Source organism: Paenibacillus roseus (assembly GCF_016424485.1).
GTDB classification, from domain to species: domain Bacteria; phylum Bacillota; class Bacilli; order Paenibacillales; family Paenibacillaceae; genus Paenibacillus_D; species Paenibacillus_D roseus.
Genome location: NZ_JAELUP010000103.1, coordinates 763,445 through 788,771 on the forward strand (window position 1 = coordinate 763,445; position 25,327 = coordinate 788,771).

General features: G+C 49.9%; 22 protein-coding genes. 10 read left to right on the forward strand and 12 right to left on the reverse strand.

Annotated elements, in window-relative coordinates; all coding sequences use genetic code 11:
- Positions 1 to 12 precede the first annotated feature (12 nt).
- Genes JFN88_RS20540 through gyrA form a run of 4 tightly spaced genes read left to right on the forward strand, consistent with a single transcriptional unit; the run spans position 13 to position 6,445 of the window.
- Complete coding sequence (locus JFN88_RS20540; protein ID WP_199021131.1) at positions 13 to 996, forward strand: ABC transporter ATP-binding protein; 984 nt, start codon at positions 13 to 15, stop codon at positions 994 to 996.
- Positions 989 to 1,975 carry an ABC transporter permease gene (locus tag JFN88_RS20545; RefSeq protein ID WP_199021132.1) on the forward strand — a complete coding sequence of 329 codons (987 nt, stop codon included), beginning with the start codon at positions 989 to 991 and terminating at the stop codon, positions 1,973 to 1,975. The genes JFN88_RS20540 and JFN88_RS20545 overlap by 8 nt, the downstream gene beginning before the upstream one ends.
- A gap of 37 nt (positions 1,976 to 2,012) precedes the next feature.
- Positions 2,013 to 3,986, forward strand: a complete 1,974-nt coding sequence (parE, locus tag JFN88_RS20550) for a DNA topoisomerase IV subunit B (RefSeq protein WP_199021133.1) — start codon at positions 2,013 to 2,015, stop codon at positions 3,984 to 3,986.
- A 14-nt stretch (positions 3,987 to 4,000) separates the two neighbouring features.
- Positions 4,001 to 6,445: a DNA gyrase subunit A gene (gene gyrA, locus JFN88_RS20555; RefSeq protein WP_199021134.1), complete on the forward strand. Its 2,445-nt coding sequence runs from the start codon at positions 4,001 to 4,003 to the stop codon at positions 6,443 to 6,445.
- A 7-nt stretch (positions 6,446 to 6,452) separates the two neighbouring features.
- On the opposite strand, the gene JFN88_RS20560 is transcribed toward gyrA, so the two are convergent.
- The gene (locus JFN88_RS20560) at positions 6,453 to 6,620 is read right to left on the reverse strand and encodes a hypothetical protein (RefSeq protein ID WP_199021135.1); all 168 of its coding nucleotides are present in this window, start codon (positions 6,618 to 6,620) and stop codon (positions 6,453 to 6,455) included.
- A 177-nt stretch (positions 6,621 to 6,797) separates the two neighbouring features.
- Here JFN88_RS20560 and JFN88_RS20565 point away from each other — a divergent pair, with 177 nt between their 5' ends.
- Positions 6,798 to 7,247, forward strand: a complete 450-nt coding sequence (locus JFN88_RS20565) for a MarR family winged helix-turn-helix transcriptional regulator (RefSeq protein WP_199021136.1) — start codon at positions 6,798 to 6,800, stop codon at positions 7,245 to 7,247.
- Here the strand turns inward: JFN88_RS20565 and JFN88_RS20570 are convergent.
- From JFN88_RS20570 to JFN88_RS20585, 4 genes are read right to left on the reverse strand one after another with little or no spacing between them, the layout of a single operon-like run.
- Positions 7,240 to 8,487 carry a CapA family protein gene (locus tag JFN88_RS20570; protein WP_199021137.1) on the reverse strand — a complete coding sequence of 416 codons (1,248 nt, stop codon included), beginning with the start codon at positions 8,485 to 8,487 and terminating at the stop codon, positions 7,240 to 7,242. The genes JFN88_RS20565 and JFN88_RS20570 overlap by 8 nt on opposite strands.
- Positions 8,484 to 9,236 carry an RluA family pseudouridine synthase gene (locus JFN88_RS20575; protein WP_199021138.1) on the reverse strand — a complete coding sequence of 251 codons (753 nt, stop codon included), beginning with the start codon at positions 9,234 to 9,236 and terminating at the stop codon, positions 8,484 to 8,486. The genes JFN88_RS20570 and JFN88_RS20575 overlap by 4 nt, the downstream gene beginning before the upstream one ends.
- Positions 9,236 to 10,102 carry a class I SAM-dependent methyltransferase gene (locus tag JFN88_RS20580; protein ID WP_199021139.1) on the reverse strand — a complete coding sequence of 289 codons (867 nt, stop codon included), beginning with the start codon at positions 10,100 to 10,102 and terminating at the stop codon, positions 9,236 to 9,238. Before JFN88_RS20580 ends, JFN88_RS20575 begins: the two co-directional genes overlap by 1 nt.
- Positions 10,089 to 10,820: a response regulator gene (locus JFN88_RS20585; protein ID WP_199021140.1), complete on the reverse strand. Its 732-nt coding sequence runs from the start codon at positions 10,818 to 10,820 to the stop codon at positions 10,089 to 10,091. Before JFN88_RS20585 ends, JFN88_RS20580 begins: the two co-directional genes overlap by 14 nt.
- Before the next feature lie 78 nt (positions 10,821 to 10,898).
- Between JFN88_RS20585 and JFN88_RS20590 the strand changes: the two genes are divergently transcribed.
- Positions 10,899 to 12,986: a sensor histidine kinase gene (locus JFN88_RS20590; protein ID WP_199021141.1), complete on the forward strand. Its 2,088-nt coding sequence runs from the start codon at positions 10,899 to 10,901 to the stop codon at positions 12,984 to 12,986.
- Positions 12,987 to 13,200: 214 nt separating this feature from the next.
- Here JFN88_RS20590 and JFN88_RS20595 read toward each other — a convergent pair whose 3' ends face one another.
- On the reverse strand, positions 13,201 to 13,524 hold the full coding sequence (locus JFN88_RS20595) for a helix-turn-helix domain-containing protein (RefSeq protein WP_199021142.1): 324 nt from the start codon (positions 13,522 to 13,524) through the stop codon (positions 13,201 to 13,203).
- 258 nt (positions 13,525 to 13,782) lie between these two features.
- Here JFN88_RS20595 and JFN88_RS20600 point away from each other — a divergent pair, with 258 nt between their 5' ends.
- From JFN88_RS20600 to araA, 3 genes are all read left to right on the forward strand, one after another.
- A complete protein-coding gene (locus JFN88_RS20600; RefSeq protein ID WP_199021143.1) occupies positions 13,783 to 13,980 on the forward strand; it encodes a hypothetical protein in 198 nt (65 codons plus the stop codon).
- Positions 13,981 to 14,385: 405 nt separating this feature from the next.
- Entirely contained in the window at positions 14,386 to 14,733 is a 348-nt protein-coding gene (locus JFN88_RS20605; protein WP_199021144.1) for a DUF6677 family protein, read from the forward strand.
- Between the two features lie 336 nt (positions 14,734 to 15,069).
- The gene (gene araA / locus JFN88_RS20610) at positions 15,070 to 16,566 is read left to right on the forward strand and encodes an L-arabinose isomerase (RefSeq protein ID WP_199021145.1); all 1,497 of its coding nucleotides are present in this window, start codon (positions 15,070 to 15,072) and stop codon (positions 16,564 to 16,566) included.
- Between the two features lie 95 nt (positions 16,567 to 16,661).
- On the opposite strand, the gene JFN88_RS20615 is transcribed toward araA, so the two are convergent.
- On the reverse strand, positions 16,662 to 18,845 hold the full coding sequence (locus tag JFN88_RS20615) for a heavy metal translocating P-type ATPase (protein ID WP_199021146.1): 2,184 nt from the start codon (positions 18,843 to 18,845) through the stop codon (positions 16,662 to 16,664).
- Between the two features lie 171 nt (positions 18,846 to 19,016).
- Here JFN88_RS20615 and JFN88_RS20620 point away from each other — a divergent pair, with 171 nt between their 5' ends.
- Positions 19,017 to 19,382, forward strand: coding sequence for an ArsR/SmtB family transcription factor (locus JFN88_RS20620; protein WP_199021147.1), 366 nt, complete (start codon positions 19,017 to 19,019; stop codon positions 19,380 to 19,382).
- 109 nt (positions 19,383 to 19,491) lie between these two features.
- Here JFN88_RS20620 and JFN88_RS20625 read toward each other — a convergent pair whose 3' ends face one another.
- The 5 genes from JFN88_RS20625 to JFN88_RS20645 all read right to left on the reverse strand — a co-directional run bounded on the left by JFN88_RS20625 (position 19,492) and on the right by JFN88_RS20645 (position 24,878).
- Positions 19,492 to 20,982 (reverse strand): ABC transporter substrate-binding protein, encoded by a 1,491-nt coding sequence (locus JFN88_RS20625; protein ID WP_199021148.1) that lies wholly within the window; start codon positions 20,980 to 20,982, stop codon positions 19,492 to 19,494.
- Between the two features lie 148 nt (positions 20,983 to 21,130).
- On the reverse strand, positions 21,131 to 21,880 hold the full coding sequence (locus JFN88_RS20630; RefSeq protein ID WP_199021149.1) for a ZIP family metal transporter: 750 nt from the start codon (positions 21,878 to 21,880) through the stop codon (positions 21,131 to 21,133).
- 195 nt (positions 21,881 to 22,075) lie between these two features.
- Positions 22,076 to 23,986, reverse strand: coding sequence for a glycosyl hydrolase family 18 protein (locus JFN88_RS20635; RefSeq protein ID WP_199021150.1), 1,911 nt, complete (start codon positions 23,984 to 23,986; stop codon positions 22,076 to 22,078).
- A gap of 167 nt (positions 23,987 to 24,153) precedes the next feature.
- Complete coding sequence (locus JFN88_RS20640) at positions 24,154 to 24,441, reverse strand: DUF2653 family protein (RefSeq protein ID WP_332908513.1); 288 nt, start codon at positions 24,439 to 24,441, stop codon at positions 24,154 to 24,156.
- Positions 24,442 to 24,443: 2 nt separating this feature from the next.
- Positions 24,444 to 24,878, reverse strand: a complete 435-nt coding sequence (locus tag JFN88_RS20645; protein WP_199021151.1) for a hypothetical protein — start codon at positions 24,876 to 24,878, stop codon at positions 24,444 to 24,446.
- Positions 24,879 to 25,327 lie beyond the last annotated feature (449 nt).

Sequence of the window (25,327 nt, forward strand, 5' to 3'; positions counted from 1 at the left end):
GAGGCAAGATGGATGGCGACAGATACTCAACGATCAAATAGAAGCGATGCGGCAGTACTTTCTGTAGAAGGGCTGCGCAAACGGATCAAGGGAAAGTGGATCATACATGAGGTCAGTTTTGATGTGAGGCCCGGTGAAATTTTCGGCTTCCTCGGACCTAACGGCTCCGGGAAAACAACGACGATCCGGATGCTGGTAGACCTGATCAAGCCAACCGGAGGGAAGGTGATGATTGGCGGCTACAATGTGCAGAAGCAGCCCGAGCAGGCGCTGCGCCATGTAGGCTGCATTGTAGAGAATCCGGAGGTCTATCCGTACTTGAGTGGATGGGAAAATCTGGACCATTTCGCCAGAATGCAGCCGGGGATCGGCCAGGACCGTATTCAGGAGGTTGTCGATATCGTCGGCATGGATCAGCGGATTCATGATAAAGTGAAAACCTACTCGCTTGGGATGAGGCAGCGGCTTGGAATCGCGCAGGCGCTGCTCGCGCGCCCAAAGCTGCTTATTCTCGACGAGCCGACGAACGGCCTTGATCCCAAGGGTATAAAAGAGCTGCGGGAGTTTGTCCGTATGCTGGCGTCCCAGGGAATGAGCCTGTTTATTTCCAGTCATCTGTTAAGCGAGATCCAGTTAATGTGTGATCGCGTTGCGATTATAAACGGAGGGCGCGTGCTTGCGGTAGGAACAGTGAGCGAACTGATCGACGAGAATGCCAGCTATGTGCTGTGGCAGGTAGACAGGCGCGAGCAGGCGGTGGCATTGCTCTCGGGACTTCAGGAGGTTACGCTTCTTGGGCAGGGTGAGCACGGGATCGAGGATGCCGTACTGACGGCGATTCCCGACGCGATTATAACTACAGTTGCTCCGGGAGCAATTCCCGGTATTGTTCAAAAGCTGGTAGCCGGCGGCATCGGCGTCGAAGCTGTCCAGAAGGTTTCACCGACACTGGAAGAATTATTTCTGAAGCTGACGGAGGGAGAGGGCATTGTCTAATTTGCTGCCGTTAATCCAGAACGAAACATTGAAGATCTGGAAGAAAAAAAGATTCTTTGTCATCCTGTTCATTCTCGCCATCCTTATTCCGATATTTACCTATGCCCAAATGCGAATGGCAGAGAACAATAAAGATAAATTTACCGATTGGCGCAGCCAGCTTATTCAGCAAATTGCCGACTATCAAAATGCGCTGACGAGTGACCGAATTCCGGAAGAGTGGAAGCAATACCGTAGAATTATGGTTCAGCAGCTGACGTATTATCTGGAAAATGATGTTGATCCCAGTGCGCCCAACGCGGTAACCTTTACCCGTGGTTTTATGAATAATGCGGTGACATTATTTATTCCGCTCCTTGTGCTGGCGATCGGTTCGGACCTGATTTCGGGGGAACGTTCCAGCGGTACGATAAAAATGTTGTTGACAAGACCTGTCCGAAGGTGGAAAATATTGCTTTCCAAGCTGGTGGCGCTCATTTTTTATATTTCCCTGACGATTATTTCCACGCTCATTCTGTGTTATGCTATATCAGGCGTCTTTTTCGGGTACGGGGGCTGGAAGCTGCCGGTGTTTACCGGCTTTATAATCAACGGCGCGGAGGTGGATACCAGCGGGGTTCACGCGGTGCCGCATTGGCTCTATATTTTAATGCAGGCAGGTCTGGCCTGGTTCTCGGCCGTTATTGTCGGCTTGCTGGCCATGATGGTATCCGTACTTGTGCGCAGCACAGCTGCCAGCATTGTAACGATGATGGCGACGATTATTGCGGGTACGATTCTCTCCAATATGGCTGCAGCATGGGATAGCGCCAAATATATCTTTTCCGTAAACCTTCAACTGACGTCCTATCTCGAGGGGGCGCCGCCGCCAATTGAAGGAATGACGATGCTGTTTTCAGTCGGCGTGCTTGCGGTTTGGGGCCTGATTGCCCTGATCATCTCGTTTGGCGTCTTTACGAAACAGGACATCTTGAATTAAAATAGCTTGAAGTGACAGATTAGCAAGGGGGACGCATATGACCGAGCAGCTTGATATCTTTGCCGCAGGCCCGCGGGCCTCGGACGGCAATTACGGCGCTGATGATATTCAGGTACTTGAAGGGCTGACAGCCGTAAGAAAGCGGCCAGGGATGTATATAGGGAGCACGACTTCGTCGGGGCTCCATCATCTGATATGGGAAATTGTCGATAACGCGGTAGATGAGCATTTGGCCAAATACTGCGATGCAATAGAAGTCGTTGTGCATGGCGACCAGTCCGTTACAGTCAAGGACAATGGACGCGGCATCCCGACTGGCATGCACAAGATGGGGATTCCAACACCGCAGGTTGTGTATACGATCCTTCATGCCGGCGGTAAATTCGGCGGCGGGGGATACAAGAAATCCGGTGGACTGCACGGAGTTGGCGCTTCGGTTACGAATGCGCTGTCCGAGTGGCTGGAAGTCGAGATTTACCGTGACGGCAAAATACATAAGCAGAAATTTGCCTATTGGGTAGATGGGGATGGCAAAGAGCATGTAGGCGAGCCGGTTACCGGACTCGAAGTGACCGGGAATACGAATCGGACCGGCACCAAGGTAACATTCAAGCCGGATGCGCGTGTATTTCACGGCAATATAACGATAAATTTCGATACACTATCCGAGCGTCTGCAGGAAATTGCTTTTCTGAACTCCGGGCTGAAAATCGTTGTTAAGGACGAGCGCTCAGGCAAGCAGGAGCTTTTTCATTACGAGGGCGGGGCGCGAGAATTTGTCCAGTTTCTGAATGAGGAAAAAAATGTGCTGCATGATGCGGTTCATTTTGTCGGGGAAAAGGACGACATTGAAGTTGAAGTGGCTCTCCAATATAACGATGGCTACACCGAGACGATTGCTTCCTTCGTCAACTCGATTCCGACTCGCGGCGGCGGTACGCATGAAACGGGCTTCAAAACCGCTTATACGCGAGTGATGAATGACTATGCCCGCAAAAATGCGCTGCTCAAGGAGAAAGATAAAAATCTCGACGGCAATGATCTGCGCGAAGGTATGATGTCGGTCATTAACATCAAAATGTCCGAAGTCGAATTCGTGGGACAGACGAAGGATCAACTGGGGAGCGCCTCGGCGCGGAGCGCGGTCGATGCCATCGTATCCGATAAGATGCAGGTCTTTCTGGAAGAAAACCCGCAGGTCGGACAGTCGCTGATCAAAAAAGCGATCCAGGCGAGCCGCGCCCGTGAAGCCGCGCGTAAAGCGCGCGACGAAATCCGCAGCGGCAAGAAGCGCAGTGAAAGCTCCAACCTGAACGGCAAGCTGACGCCTGCCCAGTCCAAGGACTATTTGCGCAATGAGCTGTTTATCGTAGAGGGCGATTCTGCCGGTGGCTCGGCCAAGCAGGGACGGGATTCCAAGCATCAGGCGATTCTGCCGCTCAAGGGCAAGCCCCTTAACCCGGAGAAGGCCAAGCTTGCCGATATCCTCAAGAATGAGGAGTATAAAGCGATCATTTCTGCAATTGGGGCCGGGGTTGGACCTGAATTCGAAGTGTCCGAGACCAATTACAATAAAATTATTATCATGACGGATGCGGATACGGACGGCGCGCATATTCAGGTGCTGCTGCTGACGTTCTTCTACCGTTACATGAAGCAATTGATCGACCAGGGCAAAGTATATATCGCCCAGCCGCCGTTGTACAAAATTACGCGGAAATCCGGCAAGCTGGAGACTGTGCGCTACGCCTGGACGGATGAGCAACTGAATAATTACTTGAAGGAATTCGGCAAAGGCTATGAAATTCAGCGTTACAAGGGACTTGGGGAGATGAACCCTGATCAGCTGTGGGATACCACAATGAACCCGGAAACCCGTATGCTGCTGCAAGTTCAGATTGAGGATGCGGCCAAGGCGGAGAGAAGGGTAACGACGCTGATGGGGGACAAGGTTGACCCGAGGAAGCGCTGGATTATTGAGAATGTCGATTTTCAGGAATATGAGGAATAGGAGGATAAAACGCCATGAGTACATTGGAACAGTTTCTGCCGGCGTTTCTTGAAGAGGTCGTCGGCGACCGCTTCGGACGCTATTCCAAATATATTATTCAGGACCGGGCGATCCCGGACGTTCGCGACGGCCTCAAGCCGGTGCAGCGTCGTATTCTGTATGCGATGTATGATTCGAACAATACGCCTGACAAACCATACCGCAAGTCTGCCAAGACGGTAGGGGATGTCATGGGCAACTACCATCCCCACGGCGATGCTTCGATTTATGAAGGCATGGTGCGTATGGCGCAGCCTTGGAAGATGGCGCATCCGCTTGTAGACGGACACGGCAACTGGGGATCGATGGATGATGATCCAGCTGCAGCAATGCGCTATACGGAGGCCCGCTTGTCTCCGATCGCGATGGAACTGTTGCGCGATATTGAGAAGCGCACGGTGTTGTTCAAGGATAACTTTGATAATACGACGAAGGAGCCGGTCGTGCTCCCGTCCCGTTATCCGAACCTGCTGGTTAACGGCGTTAGCGGGATTTCTGCCGGATTCGCTACAGAGATTCCTCCGCATAACTTGCGTGAGGTTATCGACGCATGTATTGCGTTGATGAACAAGCCTGGCATGAATCTGGAAGAGATTATGGAAATTGTAAAAGGGCCAGACTTCCCGACGGGCGGCATGATTATGGGCGGGGACGGCATTCGTGAAGCGTACACCACAGGCAAAGGCCGTATTTACGTCCGTGCTAAAACGGATATTGAGGACCTGCGGGGCGGCAAGCAGCAGATCGTTGTCACCGAAATCCCGTATCAAGTCGTTAAGTCGAGACTGGTTACGGCGATGGAGAATATTCGCATCGAGAAGAAGGTCGAAGGAATCGCCGAGGTGCGCGATGAGAGCGGACGGAACGGGACACGCATCGTTGTCGAGCTGAAGAAGGAAGCCGACGCCCAAGGCATTCTTGCTTATCTGCTGAAGAAGACGGACCTTCAAGTTACGTATAACTTCAACATGGTGGCCATTGTCAACAAGACGCCGAAGCAGCTTGGCATTATGGATATGCTCGCGGCCTACATTGATCACCAGAAGGAAGTCGTCACCCATCGGACACAGTATGAGCTGGAAAAAGCCGAGGATCGCGCGCATGTGTTGGAAGGGCTGGTCAAAGCACTCAATTTGCTGGACGAGATTATTGTCGCGATCAAGGCATCCAAGAACCGTCAGGATGCGCAAAACAATCTCGTCGCCAAGTTTGCGTTCACAGATCGTCAGGCCGACGCTATTTTGACCCTTCAACTGTACAGATTGACGAATCTGGAGATTACGTCGCTGGAGAAGGAGCTGAAGGATATCTCTAGGAAGATTGCCATCTACAAGGCGATTCTGGAGAATGAGAAGAAGCTGCTTGGCGTTATCCGGGAGGAACTGCTGGAAATCAGGGAGAAGTACGGAATTGACCGCCGCAGTGAAATCCGCGGGGAGATTGAAGAATTGAAAGTCAATCTTGAGGTTATGGTGACACCGGAGGATGTGCTGGTCACACTTAGCCAGGACGGGTACATCAAGCGCACCAGCATGCTGTCCTTTACCCGTTCGGGCGGGGAATTGGAGAGCGCAGGCGTGAAGGAAGGGGACGTGCTCCGAAATCTGCTTGAGGTCAATACTATTGACAGCCTGTTGCTATTTACGCGCAAAGGGCAGTATTTTGTACTGCCTGTCCATCAGATCCCTGAGTTCAAATGGAAGGAGAACGGGACGGCTGTTGTCAATGTCATCCCGCTGCCGAAGGAAGATGCGATTGTCAGCATCATTCCGGTGAAGGATTTTGAGCAAAGCGCATCGCTGGTATTTGCTACACGCAAAGGCCAGGTGAAGCGAACGGAGCTTAAAGATTACCAGTCGAACCGCTCGACAGCCATTACCGCTTGCAAGCTGGGTGAAGGCGATGAAGTCATTACGGTTGCTTTCAGCGACAATACGAAGGATATTTTGCTCGTCAGCAAGCAGGGAATGAGCATCCGCTTCCCTGAGAGTGAAGTAAACGCTATGGGGCGTGTTGCCGCTGGCGTCAAAGGGATTCAATTAAAAGACCAGGATGAGATTGTTGCCGCTCTGTGGGTATCTGGCGATGAGGGCGAAGTGCTTGTCGTAAGCGATCTTGGTTATGGCAAACGGACACTGCTATTGGACTATCCAGTTCAAGGACGCGGCGGCAAAGGCATTCAGACCTTTGAATTCAAGGAAGGCAAGCGGATCAGGCCGAATGGCAGCGAGCTTGTCGGTGCGCTCTGGTGCAAAGAAGAAAGATGGCTGACGCTGCTGTTGCAATCCGGCGAACTGCATCCGGCTGTTTCCACAGAAAAAGCCCCTCTGGATGAGCGGCGCTCTGTTGGCAGGCTGCTGGCCGCTATGGACAAGAAGGACCGCATAACGGGCTTGTTCGTCCGGTCTGAGCAGGCGTAAGCACATTTTAATCATAGGGACGATGCGGCGGATTGACTTTATCCAGCAATTCGAGCATCGCTTCCAACATGACCCGCAATGGTACAGGCTCATCAAGCCGCTCCAGCCATTGGGGGTCTTTTATTAGCCCGGATTCCACAATTCTCTTTACTACCTCCGATTTCTGAGCCTCCATGTGGACGGCCTCCTCTCTGAGCATTCGAGCATCGTCAACATATTATACTCAAGGATATGTCTAAAGCTGTCAAAATGTTCTCTATCGTAGCGATTAATCGCGCAAAGTATTAATCCCATTAATCTTTTTTTCGACATTTTCAAATGATATAATGATCGGTAGGAGGTGGGTAATCCCATGCATGCTGCTGAATTTGCAAGGCTATGGATGAAATTCTCGAAGGAATGGAAAAATTACCTGGAGGATGCGTTAGCACCACACCTGACGGAGGGTCAGCTTAATGTACTGGAGCTGCTGCTTGAGCATGAACCGATGAAGCCTTCAGACCTGCTGAAATATTTGGAGACGACTCCCGCTGCGATTACGACCTTGCTGGACCGGATGGAAAAAGGCGGTCTGATCGCCCGTTCCAGGGACCAATCAGACCGCCGTATTGTATGGATCTCGGTAACTACAAAGGGGCTGGAGGAAGCCAAACGCGGCATGGAGCTGCGTGAAACCTACATCCAGAATGCTCTGGACCGGATTTCCGGCCACAATCAGCAATTGCTCGTTTATTTGCTCGGCAAGGTTGCGAACACAAGCAAGCCTTTTCCGGTGAGCGGAAAGATAGATTCCGCTATTTAAGCATGGAATTGAGCCTTTTAGTTAATAGGTTGAGAGAGCTCTCGAGCTGTTTGTAATCGCCTGCTGCGAGTCCTGGCTGATTGCGTTTGGACAGCGTTTCCTCTACAGGGAGAATCCGATACTGGTTAAGACCGTTCTGCTTATATTTATACACCCAGGTCGGTATCGGCTCAATCTTCGTGAATTCAACTTCCCCCGTCCCGTGCTGCTTGCGTACATGAATACGGAAGATGACGCCGTAATCCTTGAAGTCGCCCTGCTGATTGGATATAAAATTTCCCATTGAATAAATAATGACAGAGCGTCTGGCGCTGCCGTCAGCATTTACAGTGTCGACAACCTCATAAGGCTGAACAACGTGGGGGTGAGAGCCTGCGATAATATCGGCGCCCGCTTCAATGAGCTTGTGAGCGATCCGCTGTTGCTCTTCATTGGGCTGGAATTGGTATTCAATGCCGAAATGAAGATTCACCGTTATAAAATCCGCTCCCTCGGCCTTAAGCTTCTCAATATCCTCTACCATACGCTGTTCATCAATCAGGGAGACCAGATACGGCTTTCCTTCCGGAATCGGAATTCCGTTGGTGCCATACGTATACGCCAGAAATCCCATTCTGATCTCATTTTTTTCGATGATAACGGCTTGGTCCGCCTGAGCCTGAGAACTGGCCGTACCATTATGGATCAAGCCTTGCTCCTTAAGGGCTGCAATGGTACGAATGACGCCCTTTTCGCCACGGTCCAGCGCATGGTTGTTAGCCGTGCCAACGATATTTATTCCGCTCTTTTTCAAGGCTTCCGCCATTTCTGGAGGGGCATTAAACAATGGATATCCGGTATACTTCAAATCCTCGCCGCCAAGCGGAACCTCCAGATTGACGATGGTCCAATCTCCCTCTTCCAGAATAGGGCGGACTTGCTCGAAAAAAGGGTCAAATATATAACGTTTGCGCTTGCTGTCATAGGAACCGGGGTACTGGGGCGTATGCATCATGACGTCGCCAGCAGCAATCCATACCGCTTCCGTAGTCCGGTCCTCTTCCGGTCCGCTTGTATCCGGGGTCTCCTCAAGCGGCTGATGGGATTCATCAGTTGGTGGATTGGCTGGTGTCTGAGTACTGTTATCGCTTGTTAGCGGCGGCCGTGATTCTCCTGGTGTCTGAGCACGAGTAGGGCCGAAGCAGGCGCTCATGACAAGCGTGAGCAAGATCACGATAACGACTGTTCGGATGAATTTCATAGCGGCTCCTCTCCCAGCATCTTGCCGGTCGACTCTTCCAGCACGTCTGCATCCCATAGGCTCCATGGCTTCTCCAGCGGCGGAATACTGCGGAACAGCAGGCTCTCCCTGGTAATCGGATGATCCACCCGGATCGACGTCGACCAAAGTGCAATGTTGGAATGTCCCGACTTGCCTTGGCTGCTTCCGTATTTATGGTCGCCTGCCAGCGGACAGCCGATAGACGCCAATTGAACGCGGATCTGATGCGGCCTGCCGGTGTGGAGTTTGACAGCGACAAGGCTGTGTTTGCCGTCCGAGGCGACAATTGCATAATCCAGCAGTGCTTCCTTGCTCCCGGTTACGGGAGATGGATAGCATGCGACTGTATTCGTGCGGCTGTCCTTAACCAGATAGTGCTTCAGCCGGTCAGCATTTTTGCCAGGGCGTCCGGTTACGACGGCGGCATATGTTTTGTTAAAGTTCCTGGAGCGGACAGCTTCGGACATGCGTGAAGCGGCCTTTGAAGTTTTGGCAAACAGCATAACACCGCCGACTGGACGGTCAAGGCGGTGTACGAGCCCGAGAAATACGTTCCCGGTCTTATTGTAGCGAAGCTTTAGATCCTGCTTGAGCAAGGTGAGCATATCCAGATCGCCGCTCTCGTCTTCCTGGGACGGAATGCCTGGCGGCTTGACGACAACGAGCAGATGGTTGTCTTCATACAAAATCGGGATATCCAGCGCTCCCTGCGGGTGTTCAGCCTTCATTATACGGACTCCCAGCGGCCCAGGATGCCGCAAGGCAGATTCAGGCCGGACTTGGTAATCGGCAGACCAATTTCCCCGCAGGTTATCGTCCCTTTATGCTGGCTGCCGATAGTCAGGTGCAGCAGATTGTGCAGAACAGAAGGAGAGAGACCGGTTGTATAGGAATTGATCAGAACGAACAACGGATTGTCCGACAAAATGGTCTTGCATGATTCCAGGAACGGGTAAAGACTCTGCTCCAGCTTCCACATCTCGCCGCCAGGCCCGCGTCCGTAGGAAGGAGGGTCCATAATAATTGCATCATATTTATTGCCGCGGCGCTGTTCCCGCTGAACGAACTTGAACACGTCATCAGTGATAAAACGCACGGGCCTGTCCTCCAGACCGGACAGCTTGACGTTATCTTTGGCCCACTGGACCATTCCTTTTGCGGCGTCAACATGGCAGACTTCAGCGCCGGCTGCAGCGCAAGCGACTGTCGCTCCACCGGTATAGGCAAACAGGTTGAGGACTTTGATCGGCCGGTTGGCGTTTTGAATTTTATTCATCATCCAGCTCCAATTGACGGCCTGCTCCGGGAACAAGCCGGTATGCTTGAAGCTGGTCGGACGAATCTGGAAACGAAGCTTGCCGTATTCAATGATCCAGCTCTCAGGCAGCTTGGTATTGTTCTGCCACTGGCCTCCGCCGGAGGAACTTCGGTGATACCAGGCATCCGCGCTCTTCCATTCCTTGACCGAAGGGTTCAGCGGCCAGATAATCTGCGGGTCTGGCCGCCGCAGTACGATATGACCCCAGCGCTCAAGCTTGTCCCCGTCTCCTGTGTCGATTATTTCGTAATCCTTCCATTCATTAGCGATATACATGTGTAATTCCTTCCTTGGTTGCGAATTTGTACCCGATGCCGCGGACCGTCATCACGTAGACCGGGTTAGCCGGGTCGGGTTCGATTTTTTTCCTTAAGTTGCTGATATGCACCATTAGCGTCCGGGTATCCCCGTTGCTTTCAGCCCCCCAGACGACTTCATACAAATGGTCAATTTGGACAGCCTTGTTTGGCCTTTGAGCCAGATAGGTAAGCAGGTCAAACTCCTTGACGGAGAGTGTAGCCTGACGTCCATCGATATGTACGGAACGTGCATCCAGGTCAATGATCATGCCGTCAAAGACCAGCATACATTCTTCCTGAGCGCCTTCAGCCATTGCCTTTCGTTGAAGCTCCAGCCTGCGCAGATGCGCTTTTACGCGCGCCACAAGCTGGCTTGGACTGAAGGGCTTCGTAATATAATCGTCGCCCCCGACAGTCAAACCGTGTATAATGTCGTTATCATCACTTTTACAGCTGATAAACAGAATCGGTACGCTAGAATACTTGCGCAGCTGTCGGCAAACCTCTATGCCGTCCATATGTTTCAACAATATATCGAGGATCATTAGATCCGGTTTGACTTCCTGCTCTAGTCGGAGGGCATCGTTCCCGTTGTCAGCGACATGAACGGTGAAGCCCTCACGGGCCAAATAAAGACCGATCAGTTCTGTTATTTCGGGCTCGTCGTCGACGACTAAAATATGCGTCTCTTTCATATTTTACCCCTCCCGCTTTCTCGACTATTATAACGAATGCAGGACTATTGAAGCAATTGCCTTTTTTCGGAGGAAGACATGCACAGATCATTCCTATACATACCTTTCGCAGCGGCGTTGCTCGTGCTGCTCGTCTTGCAGGGCTGTGCTGCCCCGCTGTCAGGCAAGCCGTATCAACATGCTGTCCAGGGTGAAATGGACTTGCGAGACGCCGATCTGGAGCGCGAGCCTGTCAAGCTTCAGGGGGAATGGCGGTTTTATCCCTATCGTCTGCTTGAATCCCAGTCCCTGAGTCTGGATGAACTCTACCAGCATGTTGAGGTTCCGGGGTCATGGAACAGTTATTTGGAGACAAATTCCAGCTTTAAGAGCGGGCTTGGGTACGGTACCTATGTGCTGCGATTTCAGACTCACCCGGGCGACTATATATTGTCGCTGCGTGTCCCGAACATATCCAGCTCCTATAAGCTGTGGATAGACGGCAAGCCGATGGCTTTCGGCGGCGTTGTCGGGACGGACAAGGCATCTAGCGAGCCGGATCAACTACGGGACATCGTTCCTTTTTACAACGGGGATGGGGAGCATGAGCTCATAGTTGAGGTGTCCAACTTTTTCCATCGGCGCGGCGGAATCTGGACCGATTTCTACCTGGGCGGCGTTGATGCGGTGAATGACATCCAGACCATTGAGGCCGCCGAGCAGATGGGGCTGTTCGGCAGTCTTTTTATGATCGGTTTTTATCATATCGGCTTGTTTGTCCTGCGAAGACAAGAGAGGTTTACACTTTATTTCGGACTGTTGTGCCTTCTCATAGCGCTAAGAATTGTCGTAGTGGGCGATGTATTCATTATGCAATGGCTACCGGTATCCTGGGAGACCTCACACAAGATTGAATACATCTCGTTTTCGCTTTCGCCGCTGTTTGGTTATTTGTACGTTTACTTTTTATTCCCTGCGGATGCTTCCAAAAGGATTGTGCGCTTGCTTGCAGTCGGCAGTTCGCTACTATTTCTGTTTGTCCTGCTGGCGCCAGTGGAAACTTTCTCCAGGCAACTTTGGCTGTTTCAGTCTTTTGTCATTATGACCGGTTTGTTCGCACTCATTGCACTGGTGCTGAGTGTCAAGCGTAGAAGAGCGGGCAGTCTCATCGTATTGACCGGAATGTTCGTATTTATCCTGTCTGTTATCAATGATGTTTCATTTTATAATGAATGGTTCGGGATAAGCGATATGATTCCCGCCGGATTATTTTTCTTCATTATGATGCAGGCGTTTATTATATCCAACCGCTTCTCTCATGCCTTGCACAAGGTCGAGGAGGTGTCGGATGAACTCAAGTCGCTCAACTTGCAGTTGGAGGAAAGAATTGCCGAACGCACCCAGGAACTGCTGCAAACAAATGAAGCGCTGGAGAAGAGCTATGAGGAACTGGAGCGTCAGGAGGGCTCAAGAAGACGGCTGCTGACGAATATCTCCCATGACCTGCGGACTCCAATGACGCTGATTCAAGGCTACCTGGAAGCGATGCAGGATGGCGTCATCAAAGACCGGCAGGAGCAGGAGCACTATGTACGGATTATGCTGGATAAGTTGAACGGCTTGAACCGGCTCATTTCCGATTTGTTCGAGCTTTCCAAGCTGGAAGCGGGACAAGTATCTTTTCACCACAACCTGGTCAGACTGGATGATTGGGTGGAACAGCTGCGAGGCTACTACATGGTAGATATAGAGGGCAGGGACATCCGCTTTAGATGCGAGTTGCTTGACACCAGCACGCAGCCGTCAGCTGTCTGGCTCTGGATCGACGAATTCCGAATGAAGCAGACACTGTCCAATCTGGTTTATAATGCGCTGACTCACATGAGTCCTGACGACGAGCTTGCACTAACGTTCCGCTACGATCAGCAGCAGGCGACTGTAGAGGTAAAAGTCGCGGATACAGGCAGCGGAATTCCACAGGAGGATTTGCCTCATATTTTCGAGCGCTTCTATAAAAACGACAAGTCCAGAAATTCTGCTCAAGGCAGCGGCAGCGGGATCGGTCTCGCAATTGTGAAGGAAATTATTGATGCTCATCGCGGTAGTATTGCTGCGGAGAGCATTTTAGGGGCGGGAAGTGTATTTACAATTACTTTGCCGGCAGAAGTCAAGGAAGTACTGAAATAAAGAAAAGGATGCGTAAGCATCCACGGCCTTGATTTTGACTACAAACCGCTTTCTTTTGATCCTCACGCTCCCAGGCTGCACAAGCTAAGCTTTCTCGTACAGGATATCTGGTCTTCTTGTCCGGCCGGCGCCTGCAGGTACAAGTAAGTGCTTGATTTGAAAGTGATCGGGAAGGAACTCAAGAAAACGTCTTCATTTGGGGATAGCGAAACGTTTATTCGACCTGTTGCAGAACTTTAATCATTTTGTCAATGGAGCGCTTGCGTTTTTCATGATCCATGTTGTTGAGAAGCCTGAAAATTTCTACGGTATCGGACATTACCGGGCTGGCTTGCCCGCTTTGCTCGCCTCCGATAATGTAATCGAGGGATACTTCAAAAAAATTGGCCAGCTTGATCAAGGTTTCATATACGGGCTGGCGGTTGTTGATTTCATAGTGGCTATAGGCAGAACGAGTGATGCCGACACGTCTGGCCACTTCTTCCTGCGAGATATTTTTTCTAAGTCGCAGCTCTCTTAATCGATCTCCCATCGTCATGTGATTACTCCCTTACGAGCATTCTTTTTTTAAAATATAAGCGTTTATAAGTGGCTTATATTTCTAAGCGAAACGAAGCTTTTGGCCGTCCCTTGCAAAGAACGGCAAAGCCGTTTACGCTTATCACCCAATCCTGTGCTGATTGTTGCAATAGGCTTGAAGTATGAAATATCTGTTACTATTAATTTATGATACAAAATGTATCATTGTCAAGTGTGAAACAAGATTTTATATAAAAAGAAAGGGGATTTATGCGGAATGAAGTTGACGTTCACATGTGATTGCGGCAATGAAGTTCGTTTTTTTGGAACGGGAGATGTCAATGAGCAGGGGATGGAGGCGGTTGATCTGGAAGATGATGATCGGCTGCGCGTCGTTGTCGGCGATGCCGGATTGATACTGCAGTGCAAGTTTTGCAATAACCGATATGCCATTGACAAAAGTTTAAATACGTGATAAGATATATTATCTGCTTGAATTTTATGAGATGTTTTCACATAGATAACCCGATTCACACTGGAGCGGTCATTGGAGCCGCAAGGATGGAAGAGAGGCAGGGCTTTCGTTGTTTTAGGTTTTTGAAATATCGTTTATCAAGTAGGATCATAAGGCTGCTCTGGAGAGCGGCCTTTTCTATTTTGACAATTGCCGTGTTTTCGACGGTACTGGACATGAAAATTATGGGAATAACCCGACTAAAGTCCAGTGTTAAACCAAACTATGGACGGATTTGAACCCCGATGAAATTCGGTATGATATAGCTATCGCAAGCTTGACAGCAGCGTTTTGCTTGAAAACCCAGGTTACGCAAAGATCATGCTCCATTCTTAGCTTTTTAAAAATGTCCGGAGGGGTTCAGAAATGGAATCGGTTAAGTATGCAGAACAGGAGCTCGCTGCTGGGTTCAAGAAAAATAAGCCGCTTACCGTGTTTCTCGCACTGTTGTGTCCGGGAGCGGGGCATCTGTATTTGGGGGAACCGTCACGCGCAATCTGGTTTATGACTCTGTTCTTTACCAATAGTATTTTTCTGATTTTCACCCTTGAAAGTCTGGGGCAGTTCAGGGCTCTAATTGCAGCATGTCTGTTTTCCGTTGGAGTTGTTGTATATGCGATCAATATCTTAAACGCTCTCCAACAGGTAAATTTAGTCAATGTTATGGACCAACTGAAATACTTTGAGGAGACAGAGGCTGACGGCAGGTACTAGGCAAGCGGCCCGGGAAGAACCTTTCACATGAAGGCTGTAGCCTAAATCCGTACAACTCATATAACAATTGCAAGAATTAGCTATTCCGGCATAAGTGGTCATGAAATATCCAACCGTATTTAGCAGCGTCCTTCGCTGCTAAATACGGTTTTTTTTATTTTGCATTGTCAGGCTATTGCGAAACTGCTCGGGAGCGATTACAATTAAATTAAGTTGTATGTACAACTAATTGAAAAACAATAATTATTATGAATTTCAACCTACCATGTACGTACATTTAAGGGCAGTTGTTAAAAAGGCTTAGTCTATATAATCGTAATTATAGGAGGAACGAAGATGCTCATTTCACGGAAACATGTGTTTTGGTTCGTTACAGGCAGCCAGCATCTATACGGGGCAGAGGCGTTGGAGGAAGTTGGACGGCATTCGCAGGAGATAGCGGCTGAGCTCGACGGCTCGCCTTTTGTTGACGGGCATATTGTTGTTCAGCCTGTGGTGACCACCCCTGAAGAAATCTCTGCGGTCTTGCAGCAGGCTAATGCTGACCCTGATTGTGCAGGAGTCATCACATGGATGCATACGTTCTCGCCAGCAAAAATGTGGATCGCTGGATTATCTTTGTTGCGCAAACCGCTGTTGCATTTGCATACGCAATACAATCGGGATATTCCTTGGGACAGCATCGATATGGATTTTATGAATTTGAATCAGGCTGCCCATGGAGACCGGGAATACGGTTTTATAAATGCAAGGATGAATGTGCCGCGCAAAGTGGTGGCAGGCTATTGGCGCAATGAGGGCGTGCAGCGCAGAATCGGCGCATGGGTGCAGACGGCAGTGGCTGTTGTGGAAAGCCACAATCTGAAAGTGGCCCGCTTCGGGGACAATATGCGCAGTGTGGCCGTAACTGAAGGCGATAAGGTAGAAGCGCAGATTAAGTTCGGCTGGTCGATAGACGGATACGGTGTAGGGGACTTGGTTCAATATGTCAATGGGGTTTCCGCAAATGAGCTGTCAGCGCTTCTGGATGAATATACGGAGCGTTATGAGATTGCAGCGGCCGTGCGCAATCAGGAGTCAAGCTGGGAGGCCATTCAGGAGCAGGCGAGAATAGAACTGGGGCTTAAAGCTTTCCTGCAGGAGGGCGGATATAGCGCCTTTACAACGAGCTTTGAAGACTTGCATGGATTAAAGCAGCTTCCCGGATTGGCAGTTCAGAGGCTTATGGAGCAGGGATATGGCTTCGGCGGGGAAGGAGATTGGAAAGTTTCAGCTCTTACTCGTACGATCAAAATCCTGACCAACAATAAGCAGACTTCCTTTATGGAGGATTATACGTACCATCTTGAAGAGGGAAATGAACTGATACTCGGTTCCCATATGCTGGAGGTATGCCCGACAATTGCAGCGGATCAGCCACGCCTTGAGGTGCATCCGCTAGGTATCGGCGGCAAAGCCGATCCTGCCCGAATGATATTCAACGGAATTGAGGGATCGGCGCGTAATGCGTCTCTGGTCGACATGGGCGGTCGTTTCCGGCTGGTCATTAATGAAGTGGAAGGGGTAGCCATACAGCACGACATGCCTAAGCTGCCTGTAGCCAGGGTACTCTGGAAGCCGGCGCCTTCGCTTTCCGAATCGGCTGAGGCCTGGATTTACGCCGGAGGGGCGCATCATACGGTTCTATCCTTCGCTGCTACGACAGAGCAGCTTCGCGACTGGGCTGAATTCGCAGGCATTGAGTGTGTAGTTATTGATCAGCACACACGGATTTCTGAACTGAGAAACGAACTGCGCTGGAATGATTTGTACTACCGTCTGAAAGAGCGTTGATCTGCCCATTTTCATGAATCATGATTCATGCTCAAACTGAAACCGGCCATTCAGAGTTGCTCTGAATGGCCGGTTTATTTGGTTTCTCTCCGCAGTTAGTCCGTTTGCAACCTGCTCTTGCGCGCAGTCCGGTTGGATAATACCGTAAGGCTGACAAGGGTGACGAATACGGTAGCTCCCATGTCTGACAGAATGGCGATCCACAAGGTCAGGAGACCAGGGATTGTCAGCAGCAGGGCAATCAGCTTCAGGCCCAGTGCGACAATAATGTTGAAGCGGATAATCCGGTTAACCAGCTTTGCAATTGAGATCGCTTCAGGCAGCCGGCCGAGATGATCCTGCATCAGCACAATATCGGCTGTCTCAATGGCGCTGTCCGAGCCTTTGCCCATGGCGATGCCCAAATCAGCGGATGCCAGCGCCGGCGCGTCGTTAATGCCGTCGCCAATCATTGCGACTTTGCCTTCCTTGGAAAGCTCCTTGATTTTGGCGGCTTTGTCTTCCGGCAGCATCCTGCCATAGGCTCTTGTAACGCCAACCTCGGAAGCGACACGCTCTACAGTAATTTGATGGTCGCCACTCAAGATGACAGTCTGGTGAATACCGCTTCGTTTAATGGCATCGATGACAGCGCTGCTCTCCTCGCGAATCTGATCGGCTATGCCGAATAATCCGAGCACTTGCTCTTGGTCAGCGGCAAGGACGATGGTAAGTCCTTCGGCTTTCAATGCTTCAGCCTGCTTGAGCACCTCGTCGTTTAGAGCTGTTGGAGAAATAATTTGCTCATTCCCTACCCAATAGCGCACACCGTCCACATTGGCGGCGACACCTTGCCCGGCTATGGCAGTTACTTCTTCCGGCTGGGTATACACGACGCCTTTGAGTTCTATCTCCTGCATAATCGCTTTGGCAAGGGGGTGGCTGGAGGAGGACTCAATCGCAGCCGCTACACGGTAAAATAACGGCTCATTATAGACAATGGTTTCCTGAACTTTTGGTTTGCCTTGGGTCAGCGTCCCTGTTTTATCAAAAGCGAGCGTATTGATTCTGCCGAGTTGCTCCAGGTGAACGCCTCCTTTGACCAAAATCCCGTTCCGCGCATTTCGTGCAATGCCTGCGACAATTGCAATGGGGGAGGAGAGAATCAGGGCGCAAGGACAGCCTACAATAAGGACGGCTAATCCCTGGTACAGCCAATGCTGCCATTCGCCCCCGAGAAACAAAGGCGGGATCACTATAACAAGTGCAGCCATCGCCATAATGAGCGGCGTATAATATTTGGAGAAGCGGTTAATAAATAGCTCCGTAGGTGTTTTGGTATCCTGTGCCTCCTGAACCAGATGCAAAATTTTGGCCAGGGAGGAGTCTTTGTACGGCTTCTCAATCTGTACGATCAGCAAGCCTTCGTTGTTGACACTGCCGCCAAATACTTGATCTCCGGAAGTCTTGTGCAGCGGCAGCGATTCGCCGGTAATCGCCGCTTCGTTCACGGAGCCGGCCCCTTCAGCGACAATGCCGTCGGAAGGGATTTTCTCCCCCGGCTTTACCTTGACAAGCTGTCCGGCTTGCAAGGATTCAATCGGTACGACGATTTCGGAAGCGCCGTCCAGCACAGTAGCGGTCTTGGGCGCGACTTGAAGCAGTTTTTCCATCGAGTTGCGAACCTTCGCCATGCCTGTGTCCTCAAGCATTTCATTGAGCCCGAATAAAATGGCTACAAGCGTTGCTTCCTTCCATTCGCCAATGGCGACTGCGCCGATGAGTGCGATAGTCATCAGAGTATCGATTGTGAATACGAAGGAAAACAGATTCTTCAATCCTCTAATAAAGGTTTTATAGCCGCTCAGTACGATAGCTGTCAAATATACGGCGATCAGAGCAATCTCGGGAATGCGGCCATCAAGCAAAAAAGAAAGTCCGTATAGCACAGTTGATACAATAAGCAAGTTGCGCATCAGACTGGCTGCTCCATGGCTATGGCTATGTTCGTGATCATGTCCATGCGCATTATGACCATCATGCGTATGCTTATGGGAAGAGTCATGTCCGTGCGCAAGCTCCTGACGATTATGAGCAGAGGAAGAAAGTTCCTCCAGATAAGCGCCGTCGCTTTTCAATATTTTTTTGACTTTATCCAAAGAAACCTGAGGGTCAAGCGAGAGCTTGGCAGAATTGTAGCTGAGTCGGGCAGTATCCCCGTATTCAAGCTTCCTGATCTGCTGTTCCATCGTTTGTGTACAATTGGCGCAAGAAAGACCTTTAACCCGATACTCGTTCATGGCATAAACCTCTCTTCATTACTAATATGAATATATGTTCATATGATAAAATTGATAAACAATTTTGTCAAGCCTGTATTTGCCACGAAACTATTCGTAAGAACTACAATTACCTATATCGTTTATGGTATAATCTTGGACATATTCTATACACGGACGGTGGTGTAAAACTTGGAAAAAACGTTGCATGACACCTGCGAGGAAACCTGTTCCGGCAATGAGCTTGATCTTGGGAAAATTAAGGGCAACCTTATTTCGCCCTCTACGGCTTTGGAGGTGTCTGACTGGTTCAAGGCGCTTGGCGATCCGACCCGGGTCAAAATTATTCATGCCCTTCTGCAAAGCGAGATGTGCGTACATGATTTGACGCAGGTGCTGGAGATGGGGCAGTCAGCGGTGTCTCATCAACTACGACTGCTGCGAAATGTACGAATGGTGAAGAGACGCAAGGTAGGAAAAACCGTGTATTATTCCGTTGACGATGACCACGTGGAGGAGATTTTCGGCCAAACGCTCCAGCATGTAAAGCACGATTAGCCGCCATATGTTCATCTATACGCGGGGTACAGGGAAGAGGGGACAGATATAGTCAAACGAACACCCCGTATCTCTAAGTACAGAGATACGGGGTGTTCACATGGGTAATTTATTCAGATGACTCCGAACTGCTTGCTTCGCCTGAGCTTCCGACAGCTTCTTCCGCCGGAGCCTCGACTGCTGATCCCTGTTCAGTTACTTGCGGTTCCGCTTCTTTCTGCTCATCTTGCTTCTTGTGAGCTTCCATCAAAAGCTGCTGGCCTTCCTGCTGAAGGTCTTTAAGCGCTTCCTCGAGCGAAACATCGCCCTTCGTTACCGGTTCCAGCTTTTGCTTGACAAGCGAGTCGAACTGCATGTAAAAGTCTTGTGGAAGATTGTAATAACTTCTGAATAGCGTAGACTCCGTTGGCTTCAACTCATAGAAAGCCTGCAAATTATGGCCTTCATCATCTTTGAGATAGCCGGTGCGGGTGCTCAGATTACCGGAGTTATACGATTTGGATTTCACACGGGCATAATCATCCCCATGAATATATTTGATAAAGTTCCAGGCTTCCTTGGAGTTCGCAGACGTACTGTTAATGGCAAAAATCTGGTGAAATCCCGTCGATGTCGTGTAGTCCGGATTACTTGGATCGACAGGTACTGTCACGAGATCCCATTCATAATTGATTTTGTCCTTCAGCGCGTCCTTGGCTTGCTTTAACTGATCCAGCATATATGTGCCCTCGACCATCATAGCCATGCGTCCGGAAATAAACGGGTCCCGCATTAGATATTCCTCGTAATTATTCCAATTCCCGCCCATGTTAGCATCCTGAAAATAAAGCGTGTTCGATTTCTGGGCCTGGAGAGCCGTATTGAAAACATTTTGCCAGGCAGGCGTATCGATCATCAATTGCTTGCCGTCGGCGTCAACAAAGCTGAGTCCAAGCGTTGTGCCAATATTCATGCCTAGCTGGAACAAGCTGGAATCATATCCTCCTTTGAAGCCATATATCCGTTCTTCCGGTGAGCCGTCAGTCGGGAAGCGGGCAGCACGGGCCAATACATCCTCCCAAGTCATCCGATCAACAGGCAAGTCAACGCCGTGTTTTTCGAACAGCGTCTTGTTATAATACAAGGCCTGGCTGTAATAGGAGGGAGACAGACCGTACAAGTTGCCGCCGCCTTTTTCCTTCAGGAAGTCCAGCATGCCCGGAATCAATGTTTCCGTATTGTATTTATCTTGCTCAATCAGCGGTCCCAGGTCAAGCAGTTTGCCATCTTGGCTGAATTTTTCATATTGCTTGGCATCGATGAACAGGACATCCGGCTGCTTCTCATCAATAAGCTGTTGGAATTTAGCCTCCCGTTCTTCTTCTGTCTCCGGCTCGCTGTTCCCCCATCTATTGCCCTGTGTGATAACTTCAATCTCCACATTCTGATTGAGAGCGGAATACAGCATGCCGTATTCGTTGTAGAAGGATTGTTCGTCATAATACATCACTTTCAGAGTCGAGTTTTCCTCGGGCTTTCCGCTATTCCCGCCACTGCTGCAGCCTGCAACAAGTGCCATCGCCAACATCCCTACAATTGCCAACTTCCCCTTTTTAATCACTTTGCTTTTCCTCTCTCCTTACGCATTTTTTAGGATAACAACCAAAACTATGAAACTATCTCTGAAAATTATTATAGCATTCTATGTAAAGGATTTCCAAATTGATTCCCTTAAATTTATCTTAAAATTTGCTGAATTATATTTAAGTTTATTCAAGCAATGTTGTCAGCCCGATCATCGTTATGGTACCGACAATGAAAGCAATGGTGGCAGGAATTTCATTGCCGTCCCCGTGGCTCTCGGGGATCAGTTCTTTGTACACGACATACAGCATGGCGCCGCCTGCAAAGGCAAGTCCGTACGGAATAAGGAAATCCAACCTGGATGCGAACAGATAGCCAGCTACGCTGGCCAGCCACTCCGTAGAAGCGATAAGCACAGAATAGAGGAGGGCCAAACTTCTGGAAGTACCTTGCGTAATGAGGAACAGAGCAACAAGGAACCCTTCAGGCACGTTTTGCAAACCGATTGCAAGGGTGACCAGCCATCCGAGGTCTGTATCTTTGGAAGCCAAACTGACTCCTGTGGAAAGTCCTTCCGGGAGATTATGCAGCACCATCGCCATTAGAAGCAGGGAGTAGCGACTGCCATTGGAGGGTGGAGCCAGTCTTTGGGACTTGTTGAGGGAATGGTCAGGATCAGCATGGGGGATGTAAAGCTCCAGTACGGTCAGCAGCAGTGTGCCGAGCAAAATTCCTGCTGTGAGCACATATATATTGGATAGGCGAAGCGCAGAAGGAATTAACCCGTAGGTGGAAGCGGCCACCATAATGCCTGCTGCATAGGCAAGCAAAATATCTTTGCCGCGGTGAGAAACATGCTTGAACAGGAGCGCTGGCAAAGCGCCTAGCACCGTGCAAACAGATGCGGCTACAGATAACTGCACAAAATCGTTCATGGTTATCCTCCGGCACTTGAGATATACCAGATTATATTGTACAAGTCCCTGTTTCATGCCCAAAAACAAGAACAGCAGCCGATTTCGATGCATGTGGAAGTATGCAATATCGACTGGCAACGGGAATGTGAAGCAGCCTCTTATCCACGTCGGACAAGAGGCTATCAAAGATTCGCAGCTTACATATAGTTGGCGTTATTTGTGCTGGAGCATTATCGGCCACAATTCCGGGCTATCGTAGCCCAGACGCCACATGGCGACGCCGGCCAAACTATAGTTTTTGGCAAGCTTCAGCCGGGCTTGTACAGTCTCCGCCGTTTCAGCCCAAAATACATAGGTATACCCGTTCTTCAGATACGTATATTTGGTCTGGCTGAACTGGCTGTCATACGAGGCAAGCGCTCCGGTCTGGGCAATCAGTGAAGGAATATCCTTCATCGGTACAGCTCGGCTGGAGATGATCCGGCTCTGGCTATCAAGCTTCCATTCTCTGCTATAGAAGGGAATGCCAAGGATAAGCTTGCTGCGGGGGATACCGTAAGACAGAAATTCCTGTATGCCTTCCTCTGCCCACTTCAAACCCGATACTGAGCCTGGGGAATCGCTGCCGGACCAATACTGATCGTAAGCCATGATCATGATATAGTCGACAGAAGCGGCAAGCTTCTCACTGTCAAAGGCGGTCAAGTGGTTCCAAGACAGGCTGCCGCGCGGTACATCAATGGTAACCAGCAAATGATTGGCATGCGCTTGTTGTGCAAGCTTGGCCACGAAGGCGGAATAGGCATTCCGGTTCTTCCCGGACATCAATTCAAAATCAATATTCACTCCGGCAACACCGAGTGCAGACAGCCTGCTTACAAGGGCATCAATAAAGCGCTCCTGCGCCTTCGCATCCTTTAGAAAAGCTGTGGTAAGCGCCGCATCAAACTGGTTGTGAACAAGCGGGAGCACCTTGATGCCCTGCTGTTTGAGCTTCTGCGCGAGTACTGCATCGGAGTTGTCCGTCAGCTTCCCATCGGCGGAAGAGAGCTCAAACCAGGTTGGCGAATTGAAATCCAGCCCTTGCGTCCCGGATAATTGCGATACAATCGTGGAGGAAGCGGAAGATCCGTTCCATCCGAGATATAGAAGCTGCTTGGGATTGCTCCATATTCTACGTCCGTCTGCGTTCACGGTATAAGAGTCGGAGTATCCTGAAGCCAGTTTGATGGCGGATGATTTCAGGTGGACATAACCGAGCGATTGGCTGCCCTGCTTCACCTGCAAGTAGGGTACATTGGTCCAATAGATCTTGTTGTCTTTCACAATTTGAGTTAAAGCTGTCGATTGTGCAAATTTAACGGCGTTGTCCAAACTGAAGAAGGTTCCCAACTCGCGTCCATTTTGTAAAGCCCGGTATGGGGCAGTGGTAGAATGAACGATTAAGCCGGTCTTCAAATTGCGGACTGCGCTTCGGGGCTTCTGATCGGCCGCAGCGATTGCATCGTACAGATAACTGTAGACTTCGCCGGAAGGCTGTTGATCGACCAGCAGCTCATAAATTGGGGCGGACTTGCGCTGCTCCTCCTTCATGGAAGCGGAAAGGTTGTCCCATACCCAACTGTTTGATACCTTGTTCATTACATGAGAGCCTGTCCATTTCGCAGCTTCTTTTTTCGCTGCCGCCAAAGTGGAGAATCCCCAGCTGTTATAGGTTTTATCTCCTTGGTAAAGCTGATAAGTCGTATAGTCGCTGTATACCCAGCCGGGCTGCTCCAAATCGCGAATATGTACGTCCTTCATCGTTTTTGCTTTGTTCAGCGCCTCGCTATACGTTCTGTATTCCCAGTCGGTGCGGCTTGTCCCATCCTGATAAACCTTGTAACGCGGGTAATTGTCCCATACCCATTCGCGTCCGTTAATCCGCTCGACATGACTGTATTCAAAGTATTTCGCATAGCCGACGGCCTGATCTTTGGATACGAACTCCTTAAGCAGATTGTCATTTTGATATACCCGGTATGCTGTCGTACCGGCTGCTGCATGGGCGAGGGGACTGAGTCCGCTTTGAATGCCCAGCAGGAGCATCAGCGCTATCGCTGCCAACCATTTTCTACTGTTCATGCTATACTTCGCCACTCTCCTTCTATAAATCTATTACGTTAGACGCTGTCAGAAGGGGAGAGTTACTTGGGAAATATAGCCGAATAGCAGGAATATGCCCCGGATATTAAAATAAGCATCAGCGCTCCTGCCAAAAGGCAGGGTACTGATGCTTGTTGCTTCAATAACTATGAATCTGAAATTTCTGCAAAAAACTCCTCATCGTCCGCATCCAGTCGAATCTGGGAACGGAATACCCGAAGCTGGTACTGCTTGTACATATACTGCTCGACAGCTTCGAGAATATTGGATTCAACGAGGTACTGGCTGCGCTGATTGACCCACACCTCTGCCGTGAAGCCATGCTCATCATCGATGGACAGCTCTACCTCTACAGCGGAGTATGGCACGCCTTTACGATCAGCCATATGCATAATTACAGCGTTGATCAGCTCATCGGTAAAAATTTTCATCATATTTAGAAAGGTCTCCGGTTGTCATCTACACGTTTTTTGTTATTCCGGAAGTAATTGAATATTGCGCGTATCGCAACAAACAGCAAGACGATAGCGAATACATTGATCAGCAATCCGAGAATTTCACCCATAAAGCCCATGCCGCCGAACAATCCGCCGAACATCATGCCGGCAAGTCCGCCGATCATCAAGCCTTTCATAAATCCGCCGCCGCCGAACAGTCCGCGGTTAGCAGTAGACCCTGTCGTCGCAGCTTGCGATTTCGAAGCGGTGGAAGCATCGGATTTCTGTACATTTTCCGCAGGCTTCTTCGGCGTCTGTGTAAACCCGGAGCGGCCTGATTTCATTCCGCCTCCTCTTTTGGCATCAGCACTGTCCGGCACAGCAAAGGCAAGGAACAGTGTAAACGCCATCATAAGCAGCATCAACTTCTTCATCTCTTTCTTCTCCTCCTAATGACATTAGATGGCATGGTTGCCGAAACAGCCGTGAACAGCAATTGATCCCTGGCGTGTTTAGCTACGTTGCCTTAACCATAGAATACGTCTAATATATAATCAGGTTTCAATTTTTTTTGAAAATATAAGAATGGCTCAAAACCAAAATTAGTGGTTGACCTCCAGGTGGAGGGGACGCTGCGAGGCAGAGGATTCTTCCGATCGCTGTTAAAGCCCGATTCCTTTATAGGATAGAGGCTAGCAGGGGGAATCGGGCTTTCAAGGCGACCACGTTCGTTTCTCCAGAATTCCTCTGCCCCTTCGCTGCTCTTTCCTCGATGTCAACCATTAATTTTTAGGTTGAGCCATAAGAATTTATAAATTTTCTTTTTATAAATGGCTTCTATTTCTCCGCGAAACGAAGTTTTTGCCCGTCAAAGGACGGCAAA

What these genes read in the sequence shown, in the direction of transcription:
- JFN88_RS20640 (WP_332908513.1), bottom strand. Translation starts at nt 24,441, where the DNA reads ATGATGAAAATTTTTACCGATGAGCTGATCAACGCTGTAATTATGCAT.
- JFN88_RS20575 (WP_199021138.1), bottom strand. Translation starts at nt 9,236, where the DNA reads ATGAAGGCTGAACACCCGCAGGGAGCGCTGGATATCCCGATTTTGTAT.
- JFN88_RS20540 (WP_199021131.1), top strand. Translation starts at nt 13, where the DNA reads ATGGCGACAGATACTCAACGATCAAATAGAAGCGATGCGGCAGTACTT.
- parE (WP_199021133.1), top strand. Translation starts at nt 2,013, where the DNA reads ATGACCGAGCAGCTTGATATCTTTGCCGCAGGCCCGCGGGCCTCGGAC.
- JFN88_RS20590 (WP_199021141.1), top strand. Translation starts at nt 10,899, where the DNA reads ATGCACAGATCATTCCTATACATACCTTTCGCAGCGGCGTTGCTCGTG.
- JFN88_RS20630 (WP_199021149.1), bottom strand. Translation starts at nt 21,880, where the DNA reads ATGAACGATTTTGTGCAGTTATCTGTAGCCGCATCTGTTTGCACGGTG.
- JFN88_RS20615 (WP_199021146.1), bottom strand. Translation starts at nt 18,845, where the DNA reads ATGAACGAGTATCGGGTTAAAGGTCTTTCTTGCGCCAATTGTACACAA.
- JFN88_RS20595 (WP_199021142.1), bottom strand. Translation starts at nt 13,524, where the DNA reads ATGACGATGGGAGATCGATTAAGAGAGCTGCGACTTAGAAAAAATATC.
- araA (WP_199021145.1), top strand. Translation starts at nt 15,070, where the DNA reads ATGCTCATTTCACGGAAACATGTGTTTTGGTTCGTTACAGGCAGCCAG.
- gyrA (WP_199021134.1), top strand. Translation starts at nt 4,001, where the DNA reads ATGAGTACATTGGAACAGTTTCTGCCGGCGTTTCTTGAAGAGGTCGTC.
- JFN88_RS20605 (WP_199021144.1), top strand. Translation starts at nt 14,386, where the DNA reads ATGGAATCGGTTAAGTATGCAGAACAGGAGCTCGCTGCTGGGTTCAAG.
- JFN88_RS20585 (WP_199021140.1), bottom strand. Translation starts at nt 10,820, where the DNA reads ATGAAAGAGACGCATATTTTAGTCGTCGACGACGAGCCCGAAATAACA.
- JFN88_RS20565 (WP_199021136.1), top strand. Translation starts at nt 6,798, where the DNA reads ATGCATGCTGCTGAATTTGCAAGGCTATGGATGAAATTCTCGAAGGAA.
- JFN88_RS20635 (WP_199021150.1), bottom strand. Translation starts at nt 23,986, where the DNA reads ATGAACAGTAGAAAATGGTTGGCAGCGATAGCGCTGATGCTCCTGCTG.
- JFN88_RS20560 (WP_199021135.1), bottom strand. Translation starts at nt 6,620, where the DNA reads ATGGAGGCTCAGAAATCGGAGGTAGTAAAGAGAATTGTGGAATCCGGG.
- JFN88_RS20645 (WP_199021151.1), bottom strand. Translation starts at nt 24,878, where the DNA reads ATGAAGAAGTTGATGCTGCTTATGATGGCGTTTACACTGTTCCTTGCC.
- JFN88_RS20600 (WP_199021143.1), top strand. Translation starts at nt 13,783, where the DNA reads ATGAAGTTGACGTTCACATGTGATTGCGGCAATGAAGTTCGTTTTTTT.
- JFN88_RS20580 (WP_199021139.1), bottom strand. Translation starts at nt 10,102, where the DNA reads ATGTATATCGCTAATGAATGGAAGGATTACGAAATAATCGACACAGGA.
- JFN88_RS20570 (WP_199021137.1), bottom strand. Translation starts at nt 8,487, where the DNA reads ATGAAATTCATCCGAACAGTCGTTATCGTGATCTTGCTCACGCTTGTC.